This is a genomic window from Dyadobacter beijingensis DSM 21582, assembly GCF_000382205.1.
In the GTDB taxonomy this organism is placed as follows: Bacteria; Bacteroidota; Bacteroidia; order Cytophagales; family Spirosomataceae; genus Dyadobacter; species Dyadobacter beijingensis.
The window spans coordinates 139933-160560 of sequence record NZ_KB907789.1 but is presented as its reverse complement, the minus strand read 5'-3'; the positions used below and the strand labels follow the sequence as shown (position 1 = coordinate 160560).

General features: G+C 52.7%; 15 protein-coding genes. 8 read left to right on the top strand and 7 right to left on the bottom strand.

Translation table 11 applies throughout. The annotated features are described in order from the left end of the window. Positions 1 to 14 precede the first annotated feature (14 nt). The 4 genes from H144_RS0119155 to H144_RS0119140 form a co-directional block, all read right to left on the bottom strand. Positions 15 to 1670 (bottom strand): RagB/SusD family nutrient uptake outer membrane protein, encoded by a 1656-nt coding sequence (locus H144_RS0119155; RefSeq protein ID WP_019943714.1) that lies wholly within the window; start codon positions 1668 to 1670, stop codon positions 15 to 17. Positions 1671 to 1682: 12 nt separating this feature from the next. After that, positions 1683 to 4820 (bottom strand): SusC/RagA family TonB-linked outer membrane protein, encoded by a 3138-nt coding sequence (locus tag H144_RS0119150; protein WP_019943713.1) that lies wholly within the window; start codon positions 4818 to 4820, stop codon positions 1683 to 1685. 38 nt (positions 4821 to 4858) lie between these two features. Next, complete coding sequence (locus tag H144_RS0119145; protein WP_019943712.1) at positions 4859 to 6355, bottom strand: L-fucose/L-arabinose isomerase family protein; 1497 nt, start codon at positions 6353 to 6355, stop codon at positions 4859 to 4861. Between the two features lie 101 nt (positions 6356 to 6456). After that, a complete protein-coding gene (locus tag H144_RS0119140) occupies positions 6457 to 7749 on the bottom strand; it encodes an MFS transporter (RefSeq protein ID WP_019943711.1) in 1293 nt (430 codons plus the stop codon). Positions 7750 to 7918: 169 nt separating this feature from the next. Between H144_RS0119140 and H144_RS0119135 the strand changes: the two genes are divergently transcribed. Further along, on the top strand, positions 7919 to 10189 hold the full coding sequence (locus tag H144_RS0119135; protein ID WP_019943710.1) for a GH92 family glycosyl hydrolase: 2271 nt from the start codon (positions 7919 to 7921) through the stop codon (positions 10187 to 10189). 191 nt (positions 10190 to 10380) lie between these two features. On the opposite strand, the gene H144_RS0119130 is transcribed toward H144_RS0119135, so the two are convergent. Next, entirely contained in the window at positions 10381 to 11964 is a 1584-nt protein-coding gene (locus tag H144_RS0119130; RefSeq protein WP_026350829.1) for a Na+/H+ antiporter, read from the bottom strand. Positions 11965 to 12167: 203 nt separating this feature from the next. On the opposite strand from H144_RS0119130, the gene H144_RS0119120 reads away from it, so the two are divergent. The 5 genes from H144_RS0119120 (at position 12168) to H144_RS0119100 (ending at position 16103) form a co-directional block, all read left to right on the top strand. Beyond that, positions 12168 to 12728: a helix-turn-helix domain-containing protein gene (locus tag H144_RS0119120; protein WP_157504979.1), complete on the top strand. Its 561-nt coding sequence runs from the start codon at positions 12168 to 12170 to the stop codon at positions 12726 to 12728. Between the two features lie 550 nt (positions 12729 to 13278). After that, positions 13279 to 13956: a BON domain-containing protein gene (locus H144_RS0119115; protein WP_019943707.1), complete on the top strand. Its 678-nt coding sequence runs from the start codon at positions 13279 to 13281 to the stop codon at positions 13954 to 13956. A 49-nt stretch (positions 13957 to 14005) separates the two neighbouring features. Further along, entirely contained in the window at positions 14006 to 14470 is a 465-nt protein-coding gene (locus H144_RS0119110; protein ID WP_019943706.1) for a hypothetical protein, read from the top strand. Between the two features lie 273 nt (positions 14471 to 14743). Beyond that, a complete protein-coding gene (locus H144_RS0119105; protein ID WP_019943705.1) occupies positions 14744 to 15505 on the top strand; it encodes a PIG-L deacetylase family protein in 762 nt (253 codons plus the stop codon). Beyond that, positions 15498 to 16103: an SAM-dependent methyltransferase gene (locus tag H144_RS0119100; RefSeq protein ID WP_019943704.1), complete on the top strand. Its 606-nt coding sequence runs from the start codon at positions 15498 to 15500 to the stop codon at positions 16101 to 16103. Before H144_RS0119105 ends, H144_RS0119100 begins: the two co-directional genes overlap by 8 nt. Here H144_RS0119100 and H144_RS32235 read toward each other — a convergent pair. Continuing rightward, positions 16078 to 17274: a glycosyltransferase family 2 protein gene (locus tag H144_RS32235; protein ID WP_019943703.1), complete on the bottom strand. Its 1197-nt coding sequence runs from the start codon at positions 17272 to 17274 to the stop codon at positions 16078 to 16080. The two genes, H144_RS0119100 and H144_RS32235, sit on opposite strands and share 26 nt — an antisense overlap. 122 nt (positions 17275 to 17396) lie before the next feature. On the opposite strand from H144_RS32235, the gene H144_RS0119090 reads away from it, so the two are divergent. Then, the gene (locus H144_RS0119090; RefSeq protein ID WP_019943702.1) at positions 17397 to 18560 is read left to right on the top strand and encodes an acyl-CoA dehydrogenase family protein; all 1164 of its coding nucleotides are present in this window, start codon (positions 17397 to 17399) and stop codon (positions 18558 to 18560) included. On the opposite strand, the gene H144_RS0119085 is transcribed toward H144_RS0119090, so the two are convergent. After that, entirely contained in the window at positions 18549 to 19991 is a 1443-nt protein-coding gene (locus H144_RS0119085) for a glycoside hydrolase 5 family protein (protein ID WP_019943701.1), read from the bottom strand. The genes H144_RS0119090 and H144_RS0119085 overlap by 12 nt on opposite strands. Before the next feature lie 79 nt (positions 19992 to 20070). Between H144_RS0119085 and H144_RS0119080 the strand changes: the two genes are divergently transcribed. Continuing rightward, the gene (locus H144_RS0119080) at positions 20071 to 20622 is read left to right on the top strand and encodes a YciE/YciF ferroxidase family protein (protein ID WP_019943700.1); all 552 of its coding nucleotides are present in this window, start codon (positions 20071 to 20073) and stop codon (positions 20620 to 20622) included. Positions 20623 to 20628 lie beyond the last annotated feature (6 nt).

The window sequence follows — 20628 nt, the reverse complement described above, 5'->3', positions numbered from 1 at the left end:
AAGGTTGAGGTGGGTTACCAGCCGGGGTTCTGTTCCAGCTTTTTGCTCTTCTGCACTTCGCTGCGCGGGATGGGGTAGAGGTGCATATGGTCTTCATACACCCGCTGGAACGACGCCGCCAGCTCCACTTTGGAATAGGTAAATGTGCCGTCGGCATTCTTCACCACATTCATCCCGTACATCTTCTGCGCCACGAGTTCTTTCCCTTTTTTCCATCGCATGATGTCATACCAGCGGTTATCCTCGAAAGCCAGCTCCACGGCGCGTTCGTTGTAGATCCGGGCGCGCATCTGGTCTTTGGTGAGGCCGGTGGGGAGATCGGGCATGCCTGCACGCTTTCGGAGCTGGTTAATGGCGCCGTACACGCTCGCATCCGGGCCGGAGGCTTCGTTTTTCGCCTCCGCATAGTTGAGCAAGATCTCGCCGTAGCGGAAGAAAATGAAGTTTACAAAAGCGGTTTGCGTGCCGGGTGTTTTGTATACTTCGGGCCACAATTTTCTGGAATAATACCGGGTAGCGGTGTACGACGAACTGCTGGAACTGTAATCCGCGCCGCCATCCCACATTTGCATTTTCCGCTCCTGCCAGGGCGCGTCGTTGTAGAGGATGTTGGCATAAAAACGCGGATCACGGTTGGCATAGGGGTTCTTCGGATCGTAGCCGGAGGTCGGATCGGTAATAGGCAAGCCATTTTTCATTTCATACAGATCCACATGGTTTTGGGTAGGATTGTAAGTGCCGATACGCCCGCCCGAGCCCGGCGACACTACCGACAGGATGGCCCAGTCCCAGGTCCGCGGTCTTTTGATTTTGATGAGAATGTACTCGTCGGTCGTACCATTGCCGGCTGGCGAAAGCAGCTCCTCGTAGCGCGGGTGCAGCTTGTATTTGTTCATATCCATCACCTCCTTGGCCGCATCCGCCGCTGCCTGCCATTTGGCCGGGTCGCCCGAAGCATTGTGCAATGGGCTGGCCGCGTACAGCAGCAGGCGGCTTTTGAGTGCCCGCGCTGCACCGATCGTCGGCCGACCGTAATTCGCCTCGTCATGCTCGGTGGGCAGCAGCGAAACAGCCTGGGCAATGTCTGCCTGGATGAATTTTACGCATTCGTCGTAGCTGTTCCGGGGCAGGTCGATATCCTCGGTGGCCGCATAAGCCTTGTCGATGAGCACCACGCCGCCGAAGCGTTTGATGAGTTCGAAATACATGAATGCGCGCAGGTAGTACATTTCGCCCTTGATGCGCTGCGGGTTCTGGTCGGCCGTCCATTTCACCTCGTCGATCTTGGAAAGCATTTTATTGACAATGCGGATGCCGGCGTACAGGCGGTCGTATTGGCCGCCGATGTCGTTGATCGCCAGGGAGGTGAACGCCGTGTGGTCGTGGTAGAGGCCCTTGGAAAGGCTGTAGAGCATCGGGTTGGTCACATCAATGCCCACCGCTTCGTCGGATGCCTGCGCCACGCCGTTGCCTTCATTGAAACGAAGGTAATCGTCGGGCAGGAAGCTGTACGCGTTGTCGGCGTACTGGGCCGCCATCACCGGGTCGGCGAAGACTTTCGCCTCGTCCAGCGCCACATCGGGGGCCACGTTCAGGAACTTGTCGTCACAGCCCGACAGCACGGCCAGCGCGGCGACAAGCAGGGAAAGGAAATGTTTTTTCATCATCATAAAAAAGATGGTTCAGAACTCGATGTTGAGGCCCAGGTTGACAAGCCGGGAGGTCGGGTACACGTTGTAGGGTCCCTGCGGCGCGCGGCGCTGGAAGTTTTCGGGATCACGGTAGAGTACTTTTGTCCAGGTATAGAGGTTTTGGCCCGATACCGAGACGCGAATCCCTTTTACCCCTACTTTTTTCACCATTGCAGAAGGCAGCTGGTAGGCGAGCTGCGCATTGCGGATTTTGAGAAAACGGGCATTGGTAAGCAGGAAATCGTTCGTGGCGTAGCTCATGAAGTTACCGCCGACAGCCGGCTGCAATGCGGGCCAGGTGGCCGTTTGGGCCGTGGCGGGCGTCCACCGTCCGAGCATGTTTTCATACATCTGGTTGCTGCTCAGGTTTCGCTGGTCGAACTGGATATCCGAACTCACGTGGGCCACGCCTTGCAGCATGACGGAGAAGGAAAGGCCTTTGAAACTGAATGTCGGTTCTACGCTGTACGTGTACTCCGGCACGTTGGAATAGCCGATGGGCGTGATGTCGTCGGTCGAGATGACGCCGTCGCCATTGATATCCCTGTATTTGAGGTCGCCGGGAATGGGCTTGCCGAGCAGGTTGGGCAGGTAGCTGTTGATATCGTCCTGCGACTGGTAAAAGCCGTCGGTCACGTAGCCCCGGTACTGGCCGATCTGGTAGCCTGCGGACTTCTGGTAAGCCGGTTTTCCGGCGGGTTCGTCGAGGTTAATGACCTTGTTTCTGGCAAAACTGGCCTGTGCCGTGATGCCATAGCCGATGTTGCCCACCCGCCGCAAATGCCGGAGCTCGATCTCGTAGCCGTGGTTATGCACCTCGCCGTAGTTCAGGCTCGGGTAAGCCTCGCCATAGGTCGTGAGGCCGGATTGGCGGTTGAGCAGGATGTTTTTTCTCGTTTCATTAAAAATATCGAAGTTCAGGGAGAACATATCGTTGAAAAAGCTACTCTCGAAACCGATGTTTCGTTTGGTAGACGTTTCCCAGGTAATGTTCGGGTTGCCGATGCGCGAATGCGTGATCACCGGATAGGTGTTAATGGCTGTTGGCAGGCCGAATTGTGCCGCGGTGTTAGGCTTCACGGCTAGTCCGAGGTTGGCGCCGCCGCCATACACCGTGGAATTGCGGGTATATTCGTCGAGGTACAAAAAGCGGTTGCCGCCGATTTTATCAAAGCCGATCTTGCCCGCGCTACCCCTGATTTTCAGGTAACTGAGCCAGGTAACATTTTTCATAAAATCCTCCTTGCTTACCGTCCAGCCTGCCGACACCGCCGGGAAAAAGCCGTAACGCTTGCCTGAGGCGAAATTTTCCGAACCATTGTAAGCCCCGTTGAACTCCGCGAAATATTTATCCATAAAACTGTACGTCACCCGCGCCACGAGCCCCTGCGAGGCATATGCGGGCTGCGCGCCGATCACCCGCCGCGCCTGCCGCTGGAACAATGCGAGGCCTGTTACGGTGTGGTTGCCGAAAGTGTTGTTGTAGTTCAGGCTCGATTGCAGGTTGTAGGCAATGGTACCGTCATAAGTAGCCACTACCGCCCCCAACGGCGTATCCGCGTCGCTGAACGAGCTGTTGCCTTTCACGATCTGGTCGGTCTGTTTGTTAATATAATAGGAGGTAAAAGTACCCTGCTGGCGGCGTGTGGCGATGAAATAGGCGTCGTAGGCATACTGTGTGCGGAACGACAGGCCTTTCACGAGCTTGTGCAGGTCGTAGTTCAATGCGAGCGTGCTTTCGATGGAATTGTTCTGCTGGATATAGTAGCCGCGGCGCGAGATCCAGCCGAGCGGATTGGTGAGGTTCACACCCGCATTGGGATTTTCCATGAAGCGGCCGTCGGGCAGGAACGGCTGGTAGGCATAGGCCGGGATACCGTTCACACGGGAAAGCAGGTATTCAATCTCGGCATTGGCATAAAAAGGATCGCCGGCGGGGGCGTAGCGCTCTTCGAGGCGGCCACCGAGTTTTACGGACACAGTCAGGTCCTTGCTCAATGTCAGGTCCAGGTTCGAGCGGAAATTGTAGCGGCTGTAATTCGGCGAGGTGGAATAGCCGTAGGGATTGTCGAATTTTTTCAGAAAACCATCCTCGAACAGATAGCCTGCCGAAACGAAATACCGCGCCACGCTGGTCCCGCCCGATACATTGACGTTATGCTGGGTTTGGGGATAAAATTTGCGGGTAATGTAGTCGAACCAGTTGAAATCCGGGTATTTGTACGGATCCGAATGGTCCTGGAATTTCTGCAATTCCACGTCGGTGAATGCCGGGGCCTTGCCTACGTTTGCATTGGCTTCGTTGAGCAGGCTGGCGGCCGTGAATGCATTCAATGTTTTGGGTAAACTCGTATAGGTTTGTAATGCCACGTTGCCCGAATAGCTGATGCGCGGCTTGCCTTCCTTACCCACTTTGGTCGTCACCAGAATGACCCCGTTACCGCCCTTGATCCCGAAAAGGGCCGTCGCCGAGGCGTCTTTGAGGACAGACACCGTTTCAATCTCGTTGGGGTCGATGTCGCCGAAACTCTGGCGCTCGGCCCCGTCCACGATGATGAGCGGGGCGCTGTCGCCGGTTGTGGCCCGGCCGCGGATGAATATATCGGCCTGGTTATCACCCGGTTTGCCGCTGCGCTGCACGACGAACACCCCCGGCATCCGGCCGGTGAGGCTGTTGGTAGCGTTGGCGGTAGGCGCTTTCAGGATCTCGTCCGACTTCACCGAAGCCACCGAGCCCGTCAGCGTCGATTTCTTTTGGGTACCATAGCCGACGACCACCACATCCTGCAGTTGCTGCATATCCGCTTTGAGCGTCACGTCGATCACCGAGCGGCTGCCCGGCTTCACCTCCTCGGCCATGTAGCCGATGAAGCTGATCACGAGGTCGCTTGTGGCCGAAATGGTGATTTTGTACATACCGTTACCGTCCGTGCTGGTGCCGTTGGTCGTGCCTTTTTCCGCGATGGTCGCGCCGATGAGCGGCGTATTGTCGGTGCCGGAAAGCACCTGGCCCGTGACCGTGACCCGCCCGCCCGACTGCGCGAACAGCTGCCGGCAGGGCAAAAAGAGCAAACACAGCACAGCCCACCGCGCACAAGGCGGCAGCTTTTTGCATAAAAAGTGTTTCATAAAGGTTCGGATTTACTTTTTGATTAAAAGGGTATGGCTTACTGGTCGATCACGACGGCTTCCAGGCCAAGGTAACCGGCGATTTTGGCAATGGCGGCCGCGTGGTGCCCTACGCCCAGTGCGAAATGATGGGTAGGGCCTTCTTTCATCCATTTTTTCAAAAACGTGCGCACGTCGGGCTTGAAAAAGCCACGCGTATTGGTATTGCCGGTGGGCGGGATGGGGCCCTCAACCGACTGTCCCTCAGCGATAATGAACTTGAACTTGCCGTCGAAGGTAGAGTTGATACTCAGCATCGTAATAGGTCCTTCCTTGATCTTGAACTCCACGCCCGCGCCGAAACCGGGCTTGCCGTGGTACTTGGTAAGGCTGCGTAAAACAGGTTTTCCGTTGGCAATCGCGACATTATGGGGGCCGTCGTGGCCTACGAGTACAAAACCCTCTTTGAAATCCACCGGGTGAAACTCCGCAAAGCTACCGCCTATGCCTAAACGTTCCATGATGAGCATGGCGAAGCAGGTTTTCAGATCCGACTCCCCGCACATCGGGAAGCCCGCGCCGGTGAGCAGCGAGTTGCCGACGATGAGGTTGGACATCACGAGCCGCGTTTCGCTGTTTTCGGGACCTTCGTAATAGTAGGCGAGGCCATCGAGCTGTTTGGCTTCCACGAATTTTTCCAATGCGACCGTCACGCGGGCGGCGGTTTCGAGGTCGGTATCGCGGAGTTTTTCGGAAATGGGATCCGAAACGGGGTCGGGCGTATCGAAAAAGTCGAGAATGCGCTCCTTCATGCTTTCAATGTCGGCCCGCTCCGTCTGCTGGTACTGCGTCACGATCTCGTGCGCCTCGCATTGCACGATGTGCGCGCCGAAATGGGCGGTAAACATCGTCGAATCCGAATGCATATCCAGCATGGCCTCGATGGGATGACCGATGTGGCCGATGCGGGAAGTGCGCAAATCGTGCAGGACGGCGGCAATGCGGCAGTATTCTTCGATCTCGGCGTCGGCCTGCGGGTCGTCGTACAGCGTGCCGATGATAATCTCGGGCACGGGCTTGCCCATACGCGCGGCCACGCCCGCAAACTCGGGCAGGGAGCAGATGTCGTCGTTGTACAGCTGCATGTAGGTGGACGCCCTGCTGTAATCCATCGCCTGGTCGGGCTGCAAGGCCACGAGTACGATGGGGACATTCAGGTTGCGGATAATGGCACCGAACGTGTTGGAGGTCGCGTAGGTAAGCATATCGCAGAAAATCAGGTCGAGGTTGGCCGCATTGAGTTTCGGAACGAGCTCGTAAGCTTTCTGTACCGTATCGATCAGCCCGAAATCGACGAGCTCGGCGTGACCTACGGTTTCGATTTTTTCGATGAAAACGGCCTGTTTACGGAGCATATCGTCGAGCAGGCCATCGAACTGGCTCCAATATTTGAAATACCCGACCCCAAACACGCCGATGCGCGGTTTGGTAGGCTGGCGTTTCCGGATAATGGCTTCTTCGGCAACGTGATTTTCGTTCGGTAATGGATTTTCCATGAGTGACTGAAATATTGTTTTTTAAAGTTTTAATCTTAACGCACTAAGTTATTCGGGCAACAGTTTTTCCCTTTTCGGGTTTTGCTTAAAAATAAAAAATACTAATCGGTGATTTCCGCAGGTGCTGCAATGGCCGCGGGCTGTTCAAAAAGTGGCCGGAGCCTGGGAATCAGTACGATAAATGCGATGAACGCGATAGGGTACAGCAGTCCCGAAGCGATCCAGAGCGGCTTGTATGAATAGTCCTCCACGATTTTTCCGATCATCGGGTTCAGAATGAGGCTGGATAATGCGCCCGCCGTGCCCGACAAACCCACGACGGTAGACGTCGCCCCCGGCCCGAAAACGTCCGAAATGGCCGTGATGTAATTGGTGATCCAGCAGCCGTGCGCGAACATATACAGCGCCATGCAAGCCACCGCGATGCCGACCGACGAGGTAAATTCCGTAAGCGGTACTGCTAATGTCAGCGCCGCCGCACAACCCATGACGATCTTCCGAGCGCGACCGGTATCGATCTCATTTTTAACTAACTGGTCCGAGAAAAATCCGCCGAGGATATTGGAAATGCCCAGCGACAGGAACGGTATCCAAAACAGCTGTCCAATGCGGTCGAACGGCACGTGGCGCACGTCGCTCAGGTATTTCGGAATCCAGAACATCATGAAATACATCACCGGGTCGAGCAGGAAACGCATTAGTATGAATACCCAGGTTTCGCGTTGTTTTAAAATCGTTGAAAAGGGTACCTTCAGATTGTGGTTGAATTGAGATGTATTTCTGGGACTGGCATCGTTCTGCATGATGCCGTCTTCATTGGTTCCCGGAGCAGACCGTTTCCACGGCAAAAGCAGCCATACAATCACCCATATGCACCCGATGATTCCCGGCACGACGAATCCCGAGCGCCAGCCGTAACTGTTGGAAAGCCAGATTGTCAGGGGCGGTGCAACCACAGCCCCGATTGCCGAGCCGCCGATGGCGATGCCGTTGGCAAAGGCCCTTTCTTTTTTATCAAACCATTCATGCACCGTTTTCGCCGCGCCCGGAAAGCACGCGCCTTCGCCCATGCCCAGGAAAAAGCGGAAGGTGAGCAGCTGCGGCAGGCTCGTCATCAGGCCGTGCAGCGCATTCGCCACCGACCATAACCCCACCGCGATACCCAGCCCTTTCCGCGCCCCGATGCGATCAATGAGCCATCCGCCAACGGTGAACATCAATGCGTAACTCATTAGAAAACTTGTATTTACCCAGCCATACTCCACATCGCTGAACCCGAATTCCTGCTGAATGCGGATCACTGCGATGGACAACACCTGCCGGTCGAGAAAGCTCAGACCGGTCGCGATGAAGACGAGGAAAACAACCCACCAGCGGACGTAGTTTTTCTTCATGATAACTTAACGCACTAACTTAATTTCTGTCAAAAATAAAATAGGAAAGTACAAAAAGCAATATGCAGTGAAAAAAATGTGGGAATCTTTTCAGGATAGTGCCAAACTCCGCGATTTGGCGTATTTTTAAAAAATCATTCGAAATGGATGTGATTTCTTTAAATACTTTATGAATATATCGAAAATAGTAAAGAATTGCCTGGCGGCGGGCTTTATGACCCTTTCGGCTAGCCACGCGGATGCGCAAACCCACGCTCTGACCAGCTATGTTAACCCGTTTATCGGCTCCGAGGAACACGGGCATGTTTTTGTGGGCGCTAATGTGCCTTTTGGAGCGGTGCAGCTGGGGCCGACGCAGATCGGGCGGAGCTGGGATGAATTTAAGGGGTGGGACTGGTGCTCGGGTTACAATTATATCAGCCGGGAAATCCTTGGTTTTACGCATACACATTTGAGCGGCACGGGTATCGGCGATCTCAACGACCTGATGATCGTACCTGCGAACGGGCCGTTGCAACTGCGCCCAATGCAATTTGAAAAGCCCGAAACGGGCTATGGATCGCTTTTTTCCAAGCAATCGGAGCAATGCCACCCGGGTTTTTACCAGGTACACCTCGACAAATACGATGTGGATGCGAAGCTGACGGCCACCGAGCGCGTGGGCATTCACCAATACCATTACAAGAAGACCGACAATGCGCATATCCTCGTGGACCTGGGCTTTGCGATGAACTGGGACAGCCCGGTGAGGACATTTATCCAACAGGTGAACGACTCCACTTTCACGGGTTACCGTTTTTCGACCGGTTGGTCGAAAGATCAGCGTTTGTACTTCGCTATCCGTACGTCGCAGCCCATCCTGAAAGCCGAATTTTACAGCGACAGCGTTTTGCAAAACGGCCGGAAAGTAGAAAGCAAACGCGCCAGCGCCGCCCTGTTTTTCGATGCCGGGCGTAACCCGGACATGACGCTGAAAGTGGCATTATCGCCGGTGAGCGAGGAGAATGCATTGGCCAATATGGCTGCCGAGGCGCCGTCGGGTAATTTCGAGGCCTATCGCATCAAGGCCGATCAGGTTTGGGAGAAATCATTGGGCGCCATTCAGGTAGAAGGCCGGAACGATACGGATAAGCAGCTGTTTTACACGGCGCTTTATCATATGTTTCTCGGCCCGACGCTCTTCAACGACGCCAACAACGACTACCGCGGCACGGACAAGCAGGTTTACAAGAGTGCGCCATTTAAAAACCTCACGACGATGTCGCTCTGGGACATTTACCGGGGTTGGGGACCATTCATGTCGATCGTGAAGCCGGGCCTGGTGAAGGACATTGCGGGATCGATGCTGGCCATTCACCAGCAGCAGGGACGCTTGCCCGTTTGGCCGCTCGTGGGCAGCGAAACGGATTGTATGGTGGGCAGTCCTGCGATTATCATCCTCGCGGACGCGTTCGGGAAGGGGCTCATTCCCGCCGGCCAGCGCGAGCAGGTTTACGAGGCGATGAAACACACCGCGCAGCGCGACTCGATGGGCCTGCAATACCTGAACAAGCTCAGCTACATTCCGGCCGATAAAATGCACGAATCCGTAGCCTGGGCCATGGAATATGCCATCGCCGATGCCGGCATCGCGAAGGTAGCCGCGACATTGGGCAAGAAAGCCGACGCGGCTTATTTCACGAAAAGAAGCCAGCTCTACAAGCTGTATTACGACAAGCAGACGGGCTTTTTCAACGGTCGTTTCGAAAATGGCCAGTCCCGCCGCCCGTTCGATCCATTCTATTCGGTGCCTGTGACTTCCGACTATACCGAGGGCAATGCGTGGCAATACCTGTTCCTGGTACCCCAGGACGTGCACGGGCTGATCGGATTGCTGGGTGGCGAAAAAACATTCAAATCGCGGCTCGACAGCCTCTTTACCGTTTCTTCGGAGCTGCGCGAAGGTACCGCGCCGGACATTTCGGGCCTGATCGGGCAGTATGCGCACGGCAACGAGCCGAGCCATCATATTACCTACCTCTACAACTACCTGGGAGAGCCGTGGAAAACGGCCGATCTGGTGCGCGAGGTAATGCAGAAGTTCTACAAGCCTACGCCCAACGGCCTCAGCGGCAACGAGGATGTGGGCCAGATGAGCGCCTGGTACGCGTTCAGCGCATTGGGCATGTATTCGGTAAACCCGATGGAAGGGAAATACGTTTTCGGCTCTCCCTTGTTCGACTCGGCTGCACTTAAACTGGAAAACGGCAAGACATTCACGATCAGGTCGAAGGATAACAGCGCGCAGAACAGGTACATCCAGAAGGTCGAATTCAACGGCAAGCCCTATCCTTTTACCTACATTCGTCATTCCGACGTAATGGCGGGCGGGGAGCTGGTGTTTTATATGGGTGCTACGCCCGGAAAGACGTATGGCGTGAGTGCGGCAAGCCGGCCGTGAAATTGGTTTTTTGTATAGCTAATAATAATCGAAGGGCCTGCAAATCATCAGATTGCAGGCTTTTTCTATGTTGCGGTAAAGCGGATTGGATTATTTTTCAAAATGCCTGGCATCGGTACTGGTGGTAATATAGGTCCACTGGCCGATGACGCCTTTGCTGATGGTTAGGAAAAAGGGGCTAGCGTAGAGCGCTACTTTTTAAGCCTGGATTCTTCCAGGTCCAGATTATGTTCAGCATCTCGTATCACATCTTCATCGAATTTGTTTTCATCATCGATGGCATGCAGGCATGCTCTCTGCATGGCAACGAGTTCAATCATGATTTTCTTTTTTAGCGCTCTGGCCGAGTCGCGGTCATCCTGCGCCGGATCTGCGAAGGCGATCGTTCTTTGAAGTTGCTCCATCATGCGTTTCACCGATCCGTAGTTACGGATTTCGGAGTGGTAGTGTTCTTTCATGTAGTCCACCGACCGCCTCGCCAGGTGCAGTCGTATCATTTCCATTTGCTGTTCAACGGACAGGTCCTCTTCGACTTCGCGTACCTGGAAAAGCCGGAGGACAATGGGTAACGTTAGTCCCTGAAAAACGAGTGTGACCAGTATTACGATGAAGGTAATGAACAGGATCAGATTGCGGTGCGGGAAAGCGCTGCCCTGCTGCGTACTTAGGGGGATGGTCAGTGCCGCCGCAAGTGACACCACCCCGCGCATTCCAGCCCACCCCATCACAAAAGTGAGCCCCCACCCCGGACTATTTTCCCTGTTTCTCACATTCCGGCTCAGCATACGTGGAAGGAAGGTTGTCAGGTATACCAGAATAATCCTGACCATAATGGCGGTAATGCTAATAACAAGTCCGTAGCCAATCGCTTCCCGGAGTGAATAAGTATCCAGGCCGTCCACGATCGTCGGCAGTTCCAGGCCGATCAGGATAAATACAAACGCATTCAGCAGGAAAACGAGCATGAGCCATATTTCCCGGTTTTGTAGCCTTGTCTGATAGTTGAGAAAATCCTTTGCGTGGAAAGACAGGTAAAGGCCTCCGCTCACCACCGCCAGCACCCCCGACCAATGAAACTTTTCAGCAGTGACATACATCAGATAGGGAGCCATCAGAATGATCGGGGCGGTAATGCGCGATGATCTTGCCCAATAACGAAGTACCAGGTATATGAGATGGCCTACGACAAGGCCAATGGCCGTTCCCATAAATGCCAGGACTGCAAACTCGACGACGGCCTCTTTGAGCGTGAAATGGCCTGTCAGCACGGCAATAGTGGCAAATCGGAAAACGGTTAATGACGCAGCGTCATTGACGAGGCTCTCGCCTTCCAGAATCGTCATTCCGCGCCGGGGCATCTCAAGGCCTTTCAGAACGGAGCTTGCTGCAACCGCATCGGGTGGTGAGATAATCCCTCCAAGCAAGAAGCCCAGGGCCAGCGTAAAGCCGGGAATGATGGCTACCGATAAATAGGCGATGACCAGCGACGTGGAGAAAACAAGTCCGAAGCCCATCGAGAAAATCGACTCTTTTCTTGCCCAGAAATCTTTCCATGACGTAGTCCACGCGGCTTCAAAAAGCAGCGGCGGCAGAAATATCAGGAAAATAATATCCGGGTCTATGCTGATGTTGGGGACAGCGGGAATCAGGGAGATAATCAATCCTCCCAGTACGAGCAGGATAGGGTAAGAAATTTTCAACCTTTCGCTCCATAGATATAACAGGGCTATAAAGAAGAACAGGATCAGTACCAGTAGCAGATTTTGATGGACCATCTTTAAAGGTACACATATCAAAATCAACATGGTCATCACAATGAAATCGCGGACGCTGAAAATGGGAAGTAATGATGAAAATCAACAGGCACCCATTCCCCGCAAAATCGACCCGAAGACTGCTGTAAACCCGTTGGTATCAGTTATATTGTAACAGGTTGGCTTTGGATTCATTGCCGGTGTAGTAACTGAGTTTATCGATTATGATATTGTATATCAAATACATGGTTAGCCTGAGGTGTAAAATGATGGTGGAGCAAGAACTGAAAAATCTGGGCTTGCATTATGTGGTTGTGGACCTGGGAAGTGTCGAGGTGCTCGAAGATATCACGTTCGGGCAGCGCGAAGCACTCAAAAGGAATCTGCTCAAATCGGGCCTGGAACTGCTGGACGATAAAAGGAGTATTCTGATTGAGAAAATCAAAAATGTCATCGTGGAAATGATACATTACCAGGATGAACTTCCTAAAACCAACTATTCGGATTACATCGCGGAAAAACTGGGGTACGACTACACTTATCTTTCCAACATGTTTTCAGAGGTGAAGGGCATCAATATTCAGCAATTTATTATCCATCACAAGATTGAGAAAGTGAAAGAGCTGTTGCTCTATGAGGACTTGAACCTCACGGAAATTTCTTACAAGATGCATTACAGCAGCGTAGCGCACTTGTCCAATCAATTCAAAAAGGTTACAGGCCTTTCTCCCACCTACTATAAAAAACTTCGGAGAAAGCGCGACAGTAACCTGGAGAACATATGAGGCTGGTTGGTCGTCGCGGAGAAAGTAGATTTTCCGTAAGCGATAATCAGTGATCAATGTAAGTTTTCTATTCAGTTGTGTAACAGTTACTGGCTCGCCGGTGCCGACCTTTGTACCATATGATTCGAAAGGGGTTCGATATGTGGCTGGTCTGTCAGGCACTATCCGGGGCAGCATGTTCCGGGTCATTCCCACCGTCAAAGCATAGCATGTTCCCGCATAAGCGCTGCACCCGCTGCTGCCTACTAAACTGATTACTATGAAAACGCAAAAAGCATCGTTCAGACTGGCGCTGATCACTTCCCTGGGCCTGTGTTTGGGGCTGTGGCTTACGTCCGGCAAAAGATGTCGTATATGGCAAAGCGTTCGGCTGAACAGGCGAGTGCCCCGAGGTGCAGTGGATACACTGAACAGAGTGACAAATTTCAAGCGTCAAGTCGATAAAATGGTCGCAGACCTTCCGGCAAAACCACGTGGTAATATAAGCAGAGCCCGGGCGTAAAGCCGGCAAGAGGACAAGCATTCAAATAATCACACTTAATGGAATAACATGAAAACGAATGAAGATTTGCAAAGGGATGTTTGCGATGCAATCAGATGGGAGCCATTGTTGCGAGAAACAGATATTGGCGTCACCGCGAGAGACGGTGTGATAAGCCTTACTGGCACTGTGGATACCTATGGCAAGAAATCGGAGGCGGAAGAGGCTGCCAGGCGCGTGGAAGGCGTTAAGATGGTGACAGGGCAGCTAAGTGTTAAACCAAAAGACGAAACGACTATCCGCGATGATACCGATCTGGCCAACGAAATACTGAACGCCTATCAATGGACACAGGAAATACCTTCGGATCGAGTTACAGTCAAAGTGGAGAATGGCTGGATAACCCTGGAAGGAGATCTGCAATGGAACTATCAGCGCGATGCAGCGGAGCGGTTGATCGGGGAGCTTCCAGGAGTAAAGGGCATGTCCAACAATATCAGAATCAAATACGAACCGACGTCTGAAATTGACAAGGCGGCGATAGAAAGCGCTTTTACCCGAAGCAGTTCCATCACCCAGGAAGGCATTCGTGTAAGAGTGGTCAAAAGTAAAGTTATCCTCACAGGCACGGTAAGCTCCTGTTACGAAAAAGATGAAGCTGCGCGGCAGGCCTGGAAAGCCCCCGGGGTCGAAATCGTTTATAATGAATTAATAGTTGAACAACATCCTGTGACTGCGGACAGCTGACAGTCTGTTCCCAGCGGTAGAAAATATCCATTTCACACGAGATACAATCATGAAAACCAACAAAATAATAGCTGGCCTGAGCTTAATCCTGCTCGCCTTCCCCTTAACCGCGCAGGTAGTCTCAAAAGACTCCCTTGCAACCCTGAAAGAGCAAAGGCAGATGCTGGAAATCGGCAAAAGGTTAAACGAAAACAAGACGGAGCTGGCCAAGCTCGAAAATGAGCGGGAAGGAAAGGTAGCGGCGGTGTCGCAAACATCCGAGAACGCACAGAAAGCGGCAGATGCTAACAAGCAGGCCGCAGACAAACTCGGGGAGGAGTCCCAGGACCGCAAACTGGCCCGCAGGGCGAACAATAGCGCTGGTTCAGCGAAGTCGGATGCCAAGAAAGCCCGGAAGGCCGGGTATAGTCTGGAAAAACTCGACAACGATATTAACTCTCTGAAAGCGAGTATTCAGGAGGATGAAAAGAAACTGACCGATATGCAGCCTGCCGTACATCCAGAACCGATGTAATGAAACCGAAGGTTGCACAACCTACATCAACCCAATAAGATGAACGAGCCCATAGTTGATAACAAATATTTTGATGGACAGTGTGTCTATGCTAATGTGAACCCCGGCGAGAAGCTGATTATCAGGCGGTATTACAAGAGAATCTACTATTGCCGGGCAGTAGATGGTTCAGATAAGGAATACGCTTTTTTTGAAAGGGAAATATCAAAAAGTATTTAAAGTCGTTCTGGATGCCCGGTTTCGAAACGACCAACGCACTACTTAAAGAAAACAATGGGCAATTCTGTAAGCGATTTCGAGCGAAATATCCCAGCGATCAAAACTGTGAATCCACAGTCTTTTGGCGATAGCATGGTGGTGGCGCCCCATCCTGATGATGAAACATTGGGTTGCGGCGGCACTGCGGCTATCATGCTCAAATGCGGTATACACGTGGATTTTGTCTTTGTCAGCGACGGTACATTATCGCATCCCGGCTCGATCAAATATCCGGCTGCCCGGCTGAGGGCGTTACGTGAACAGGAGGCCCTTCGTGCGGTAAAAATATTGGGCGGAAACGAAGACGATACTACTTTTTGTGCCTTTCCCGACCGGAATGTGCCCGCGCGTGAAAGCATTTATTTCGAAGCCGCTGTACGCTATCTGTACAGCATTTTGACAATAAAGAAGCCCAAAACCATATTCATTCCATGGGAGAATGACCCGCATCCCGACCATCGGGCCACCTTTCAGATCGTCACTGCGGCAGTTTCGAGCTTGACAACACGACCTTCCCTGATGCAGTATCCGGTCTGGTTTTGGGAAATGGGAAACCAGGAAGACGTCGCGATGATTGGTAAAATGCAGGTTTGCGCCGTGGATATCAGCGCGACTTTGCCCGTTAAACTCGCCGCGTTGAAAGCGCACGAATCGCAGGTAACAAACCTGATCGACGATGATCCTCGCGGCTTCCGGTTGTCGGACCGGATGATCGCCCATTTCAACCACGGCAGGGAAATATTTTTTCAAAATCTACATGACCAGGTCAATGAATAACCATAAAAAAACGCTCGACGCATCTTATTTCAATGCGCTTTACGGCAACAACCAGGACCCCTGGAATTTTGAGGGAAGCGACTATGAAAAAAACAAATATGCGCAAACAATGCTGATGATCCCGGACGATGTGTACGCACGCGTTTTCGAGATCGGCTGCTCGAATGGCGTGCTCACCGAAATGCTGCAAAACCGAAGCCAGAGGCTCCTGGCGGTAGATTCCAGTAGAGTGGCTGTGGAAAATGCCAAAAAAAGACTGGAAAAATATCACCATGTAATCGTCGTAGAGATGGAAGTTCCGAGGGAATTTCCGGCGCTGAAATTTAACCTGATCCTGCTGTCGGAGGTAGGGTACTTCATGGTAGCGGAAGAACTGCTTGCATTGCGCGATAAGTTGATCGCGGCATTACTGCCGGGCGGACATTTACTGATGGTACACTGGACGCCGGTAGTGGAGGAGTTCCCGCTGACGGGCGATCAGGTGCATGAATTTTTTATCGAAGAATCGGATGAGTCAGGTCCTTTGGATCACCTGAAAAATAGAAAGGAACCCGAGTACCGGATGGACCTGTTCAAGAGAAAGCCGGTTCCTGCTTAGCGGAAATCCCGCAGCTGATCCCGTGAATTTCCTTTTTCAAACCTGAAATAGCTTCTACTATGTCGACCTGCGGCCATCTCGCCGACCAGCCTGCTAGGCTGAGCTGCTCTTCAAAGTCCTCCCAAAGTCTGCCGAAATAGGTTGCATTCTGCAACTGGTGCAGCATCCAGCCGGGGTCGAAATCCAACAGCGTCGATACTTTTTCCAGCAATTTTTCGGCATTCGCCTGACTGTTCCAGATTTCGCGAAGTAACTTTCTGGCCCTGAGTTTAATCAGCAGCGAACCCACCGGCTCGACCATCAGCGCGTGTTGGCTGGCGTTCATTTCTCCCCATTGTTTAAGCTGGATCGACAACCCAAAATCCACCCGGCCCACGATTCTGTCGGAAGTAAAAACCTGCACATACGGACTAAGTCGGATTTTGGCGTCGATACGGATCAGGGATTTGTGAAATGCCATGTCTTCTAAAAATGGGACCACCGGCAGTCGGCCGGAGCGGTCGTAAATGCCGCAGGTCACGGCAAAACTCGCCCCGAAACACTGAAAATGCCTTGGCCAGCGATCGTTGACAATCGGGTCAACCAAATCTTCCAGTCGCGAAACCAGATGCTTATACGTTATATCCCGCAGATAATACAGCCTGGAAATACTTTTTGCCGGTCTGGTGAAAATGCGCCCACCGACCACATCATTCCCATTGCCGATTTCTTTTAAGGTCTGATAAATCCAGTACCGGTCCACCTCGGAGTCGCTGTCCGTGCTCGCGATCACACCCGACGGTTTTCCGATGCTGATAAATCTTTCGTACGCCGCATCCATGAGCATCCGCCGTACCGTGCCGATGTGGGCTACCGGGGCAGGTAATTCTATGTTTTCGATATGCAGGTTAAAATCGGGGTAACTTGTTTGGTAAGCCCGCGCGATCCCGACCGAACCGTCCGTACAATTATTAGCCAGCAATAATACCTCATAATGACTATCAGCTACACGCTGTCCGTCCTGCTCGGATTGCATGCGAAGCGCTTCCAGCGTCCTGGCCAGGTTTTCCTCTTCATTACGGACCGGCAGTATGACTGAAATCTTTAGTGCTGGATTAACTTCTTGATTTTTAAAAACTTCCGGAAGGAATGCGAATCCGGTTTCTGGGTCTGTAGGGCAGTCGTCTGTCATTTCAATGATCTACATTTACCGTTTATTCAAGTAAAATCCATGCCATGCCGGAAATCGGGCGGATTCGTTTGTAGCAGGTATGATAATGTTAGGATAGGAGCACTCACCGATCCACGCCACCCATGACCAATGACGCTCTGCGGCCGATTCTGAATCAGCTTAAACACTTTGCTGCCATTAGCGACCAGGAGGGAGTGTTTCCGGAAATGGAATTCAAGCTTTTAAGAAATGCAGGCCTGCTGCACATGTTCCTGGAAAAACACCCGCTGCGGTTCAGGCCAGGGCAGACCGCCGGGCTGCTCGACACGCTGAAAATGATAGGATCGGCCAGTTTACCGGCGGGACGTATTTTTGAAGGTCACGTCAATGCATTACAACTGATCGACCTGTTTGCCAGCCAAGCCCAGAAAGATTTTTATTTCAGCCAGGTTTTCGAATCCCAATCGCTATTCGGGGTATGGAATACCCAGGATCGGGACGGGGTGAAGATAAAAGAGCTGGGCAATGGACAATACCAGCTCGAAGGTTCGAAGAACTTTTGTTCGGGCGCCGGGGCCGTTGCTTGTCCGATTATCACGGGGGAGTTATTGCAGAAAGGTACAGAAAACAGGGAGTCCGGCTGGAAGTCCGGCTGGAAGCCCGGTTGGAAGCCCGGCTGGCAGATGTGTGTAGTACCCGCAGAAAAGATGAAAGCGGTACGCACCGACGGTACGCTTTGGCGGCCATTGGGTATGCGTGCCTCGGTAAGCTACAAAATGGATTTTTCGGGAATCGTCCTTGACCAAACCGACCTGATCGGCCCGCCGGATGCCTACTACCGGCAACCTTATTTTTCGGCCGGAGCGGTGCGTTTTGCAGCCGTACAGCTGGGTGCCGCCCAGGCGGTGCAGGAAGAAACGCATCAGTTTTTAAGGGAAAATGACAGGGCAGATGATCCTTTTCAAAAAGCGAGGACCGCAGAAATAGCTTGTCTGGTAGAAACCGGAAACCTCTGGATCAAACGCGCGGCCGCCATGACCGACACCTGGAAATGGTCGCCCGAGCAGAACGACAAATTGGTAGCCTACATGAACCTCACCCGAACGGTCATGAATGAAATCTGTCTCAAAACACTGGCATTGTCGGAGCGCTCCGTGGGGCTACGTGCGCTGATGCAGCCACACCCGCTGGAAATGATCCACCGCGACCTTACCACGTATCTCAAACAGCCAGGCCCGGACGCAGCACTCACTTCCGCCGGAAACTATATTTTGGAACAACAGACAGTATCGTCACTATGGCAGTAGTTCTGCGGCCGGGCAACGACCCACCGCGATGGCTATATTCCCTTTCGCCATCGCGCATTCAATATGTAAGTGATCACCGGATTTTACGAAATTTTCCCTGCGTAAAGCGCCCGTTTCCGTATCCCAGAAGAGCGCCTGGTAAATTCCGTTTCCGAGCCGTGGTATAGCTATGTTTACGTACTGCTTCTGCGGTTTCTTCCGGGCCTTTTTGTTTTCTGTTAAAAGTATCCAGACGATCGCCTGATTTGCATCGCCGCAGCCAAATACGTTCGCAGCGGGCGGGTCGCACAAAATCTCTTCATTTAAATTCACTCTCTTAAAATTTCCCCAATCGATGAACGCTGTAAATTCTGAAAGGTTTCGTTGCGCCCGTCGCATACCGTGCGTAAGCACATGCGGATAGCGGTAGGGCCACCGCATGCCGCCGCCCGCGGCCCCGGACGCAAAATGCGCCCATTGCATATGCAGGAAGTACGCATCGTCGAAAGCTTCGGGCAGCCCTCTTTTGTTTCTTCGGAAATAGGCGATCGGGCCGTGCTCGCTGTCGAAAAAGGGTCGGCCTGGCGGAACTAGTTCCAACGCCTCCCGGACCATCCGTGCCGTTATCAAAGCTGCTGAGGATGTATTTTTTGGATAGTCGATCGTCCCGGCGTGGTAGAAATGCGTAGATGCAAAGTCAAGCAGCGGATGCTGGAATACCAGCGCATTCATATCGTGCCGGTTTAATATGGGGGCAAAAACAGACACGGTTTGAGGATGGGATTTCCGGTAGAGCTGCACTTCTTTTTTCCGGATATGGGCGCTGATTTCTGCTATATACCGCGTTAGTTCCTCCATGTTCCCGCCCGCGTGCAGCGGGCTGATCTCGTTCCACAGATCCCAGCCAAACAAAGCGCCGCTCCCGCCCCACCGCTCAATAAAAAACGTAAACCTTTTCTTGACCGCATTAAGCATTTCCGGGCAGCTCAGCCACTGCCGTTTGCTTTTGCAGGGGCCGCCGGAAAGCTGGCTATAAGGATGAAATTTCCAGCGCCTGGCCATCCAGAAAGTATCGAATGGCGTCAGCAGGAGCCGGATTTTGTATTTTTCGCAAAGCGCAAAAAGGTCGTCCCAGAATTGTACCATATTAGGCTGGAACCGGCCAACGGGTTTCTCGAGATAGCGGTGCTCTGTCTGGCAATACTCCATCATCATCCGGATGCACGTGACGCCGTGCGAAGCGAGCCAGGCCATATGGCCTTCCACTTCGCCCACATTGCTGCGCTGGAACAAGCCCTGGAAATCGGGCCAGGTAATCGCATCGTTCTGCCCGATCGGGTGCCAGTTTTCACCATTTTCATCCTGAAAATAGGCGCTGTTTTGGTTGACCAGGATCCAGGGGAGCGGAGCCGAGGCAGGCGGCCTGTCTTTGTTCGAAAATTGAAAATTCATTTTATAGACCAATATGGTAAAAGTGTCGGCGCAGGGAACGCCTTTTGTAGTAGCACGGCAAACTTAATCATCTGCAACTATGAACACCGAATCCGGCTCAGAGCCAAAATTTAAAACCAAAACATCTCCCAAAGCCGAGCCAGCATTAAACGAACTGTTCCTCGACAGCCTCCGCGACATTTACTGGGCAGAAAACCATTTGGTAAAAGTGCTCCCAAAAATGAGCCAGGCCGCTACCTCGGCGAAACTGGTGGAAGCCCTTGAAAACCATCTTGCCGAGACAAAAGAGCACGTCAGTCGTCTGGAAGTGATTTTTGATATGCTTGGACAAGTGGCAGTCGCCAAAAAATGTGACGCGATGGAAGGCCTGGCCAAAGAAGGCGAAGGGATCGTCGAGGGTACCGACGAGGGCACCGCCACCCGGGACGTGGGTATCATACTGGCATCGCAAAAGGTAGAACATTACGAAATCGCTACGTACGGCGGACTTACTCAACTGGCCAAAACGCTTGGACTCGATGAGGTGGCAGAGATTCTTGCCCAGACGCTGGCGGAGGAGAAGCTCGCCGACGAACTGCTCACAGAGGTAGCGGAAAACGAAGTCAACTATCAGGCAGCAGAAGAAGCCTAAGCATTA

Bases quoted from the DNA above. Each gene is read 5' to 3' on its own strand.
- H144_RS0119155 (WP_019943714.1), bottom strand. From the start codon at position 1,670: ATGATGATGAAAAAACATTTCCTTTCCCTGCTTGTCGCCGCGCTGGCC.
- H144_RS0119150 (WP_019943713.1), bottom strand. From the start codon at position 4,820: ATGAAACACTTTTTATGCAAAAAGCTGCCGCCTTGTGCGCGGTGGGCT.
- H144_RS0119145 (WP_019943712.1), bottom strand. From the start codon at position 6,355: ATGGAAAATCCATTACCGAACGAAAATCACGTTGCCGAAGAAGCCATT.
- H144_RS0119140 (WP_019943711.1), bottom strand. From the start codon at position 7,749: ATGAAGAAAAACTACGTCCGCTGGTGGGTTGTTTTCCTCGTCTTCATC.
- H144_RS0119135 (WP_019943710.1), top strand. From the start codon at position 7,919: ATGAATATATCGAAAATAGTAAAGAATTGCCTGGCGGCGGGCTTTATG.
- H144_RS0119130 (WP_026350829.1), bottom strand. From the start codon at position 11,964: ATGGTCCATCAAAATCTGCTACTGGTACTGATCCTGTTCTTCTTTATA.
- H144_RS0119120 (WP_157504979.1), top strand. From the start codon at position 12,168: ATGATATTGTATATCAAATACATGGTTAGCCTGAGGTGTAAAATGATG.
- H144_RS0119115 (WP_019943707.1), top strand. From the start codon at position 13,279: ATGAAAACGAATGAAGATTTGCAAAGGGATGTTTGCGATGCAATCAGA.
- H144_RS0119110 (WP_019943706.1), top strand. From the start codon at position 14,006: ATGAAAACCAACAAAATAATAGCTGGCCTGAGCTTAATCCTGCTCGCC.
- H144_RS0119105 (WP_019943705.1), top strand. From the start codon at position 14,744: ATGGGCAATTCTGTAAGCGATTTCGAGCGAAATATCCCAGCGATCAAA.
- H144_RS0119100 (WP_019943704.1), top strand. From the start codon at position 15,498: ATGAATAACCATAAAAAAACGCTCGACGCATCTTATTTCAATGCGCTT.
- H144_RS32235 (WP_019943703.1), bottom strand. From the start codon at position 17,274: ATGACAGACGACTGCCCTACAGACCCAGAAACCGGATTCGCATTCCTT.
- H144_RS0119090 (WP_019943702.1), top strand. From the start codon at position 17,397: ATGACCAATGACGCTCTGCGGCCGATTCTGAATCAGCTTAAACACTTT.
- H144_RS0119085 (WP_019943701.1), bottom strand. From the start codon at position 19,991: ATGAATTTTCAATTTTCGAACAAAGACAGGCCGCCTGCCTCGGCTCCG.
- H144_RS0119080 (WP_019943700.1), top strand. From the start codon at position 20,071: ATGAACACCGAATCCGGCTCAGAGCCAAAATTTAAAACCAAAACATCT.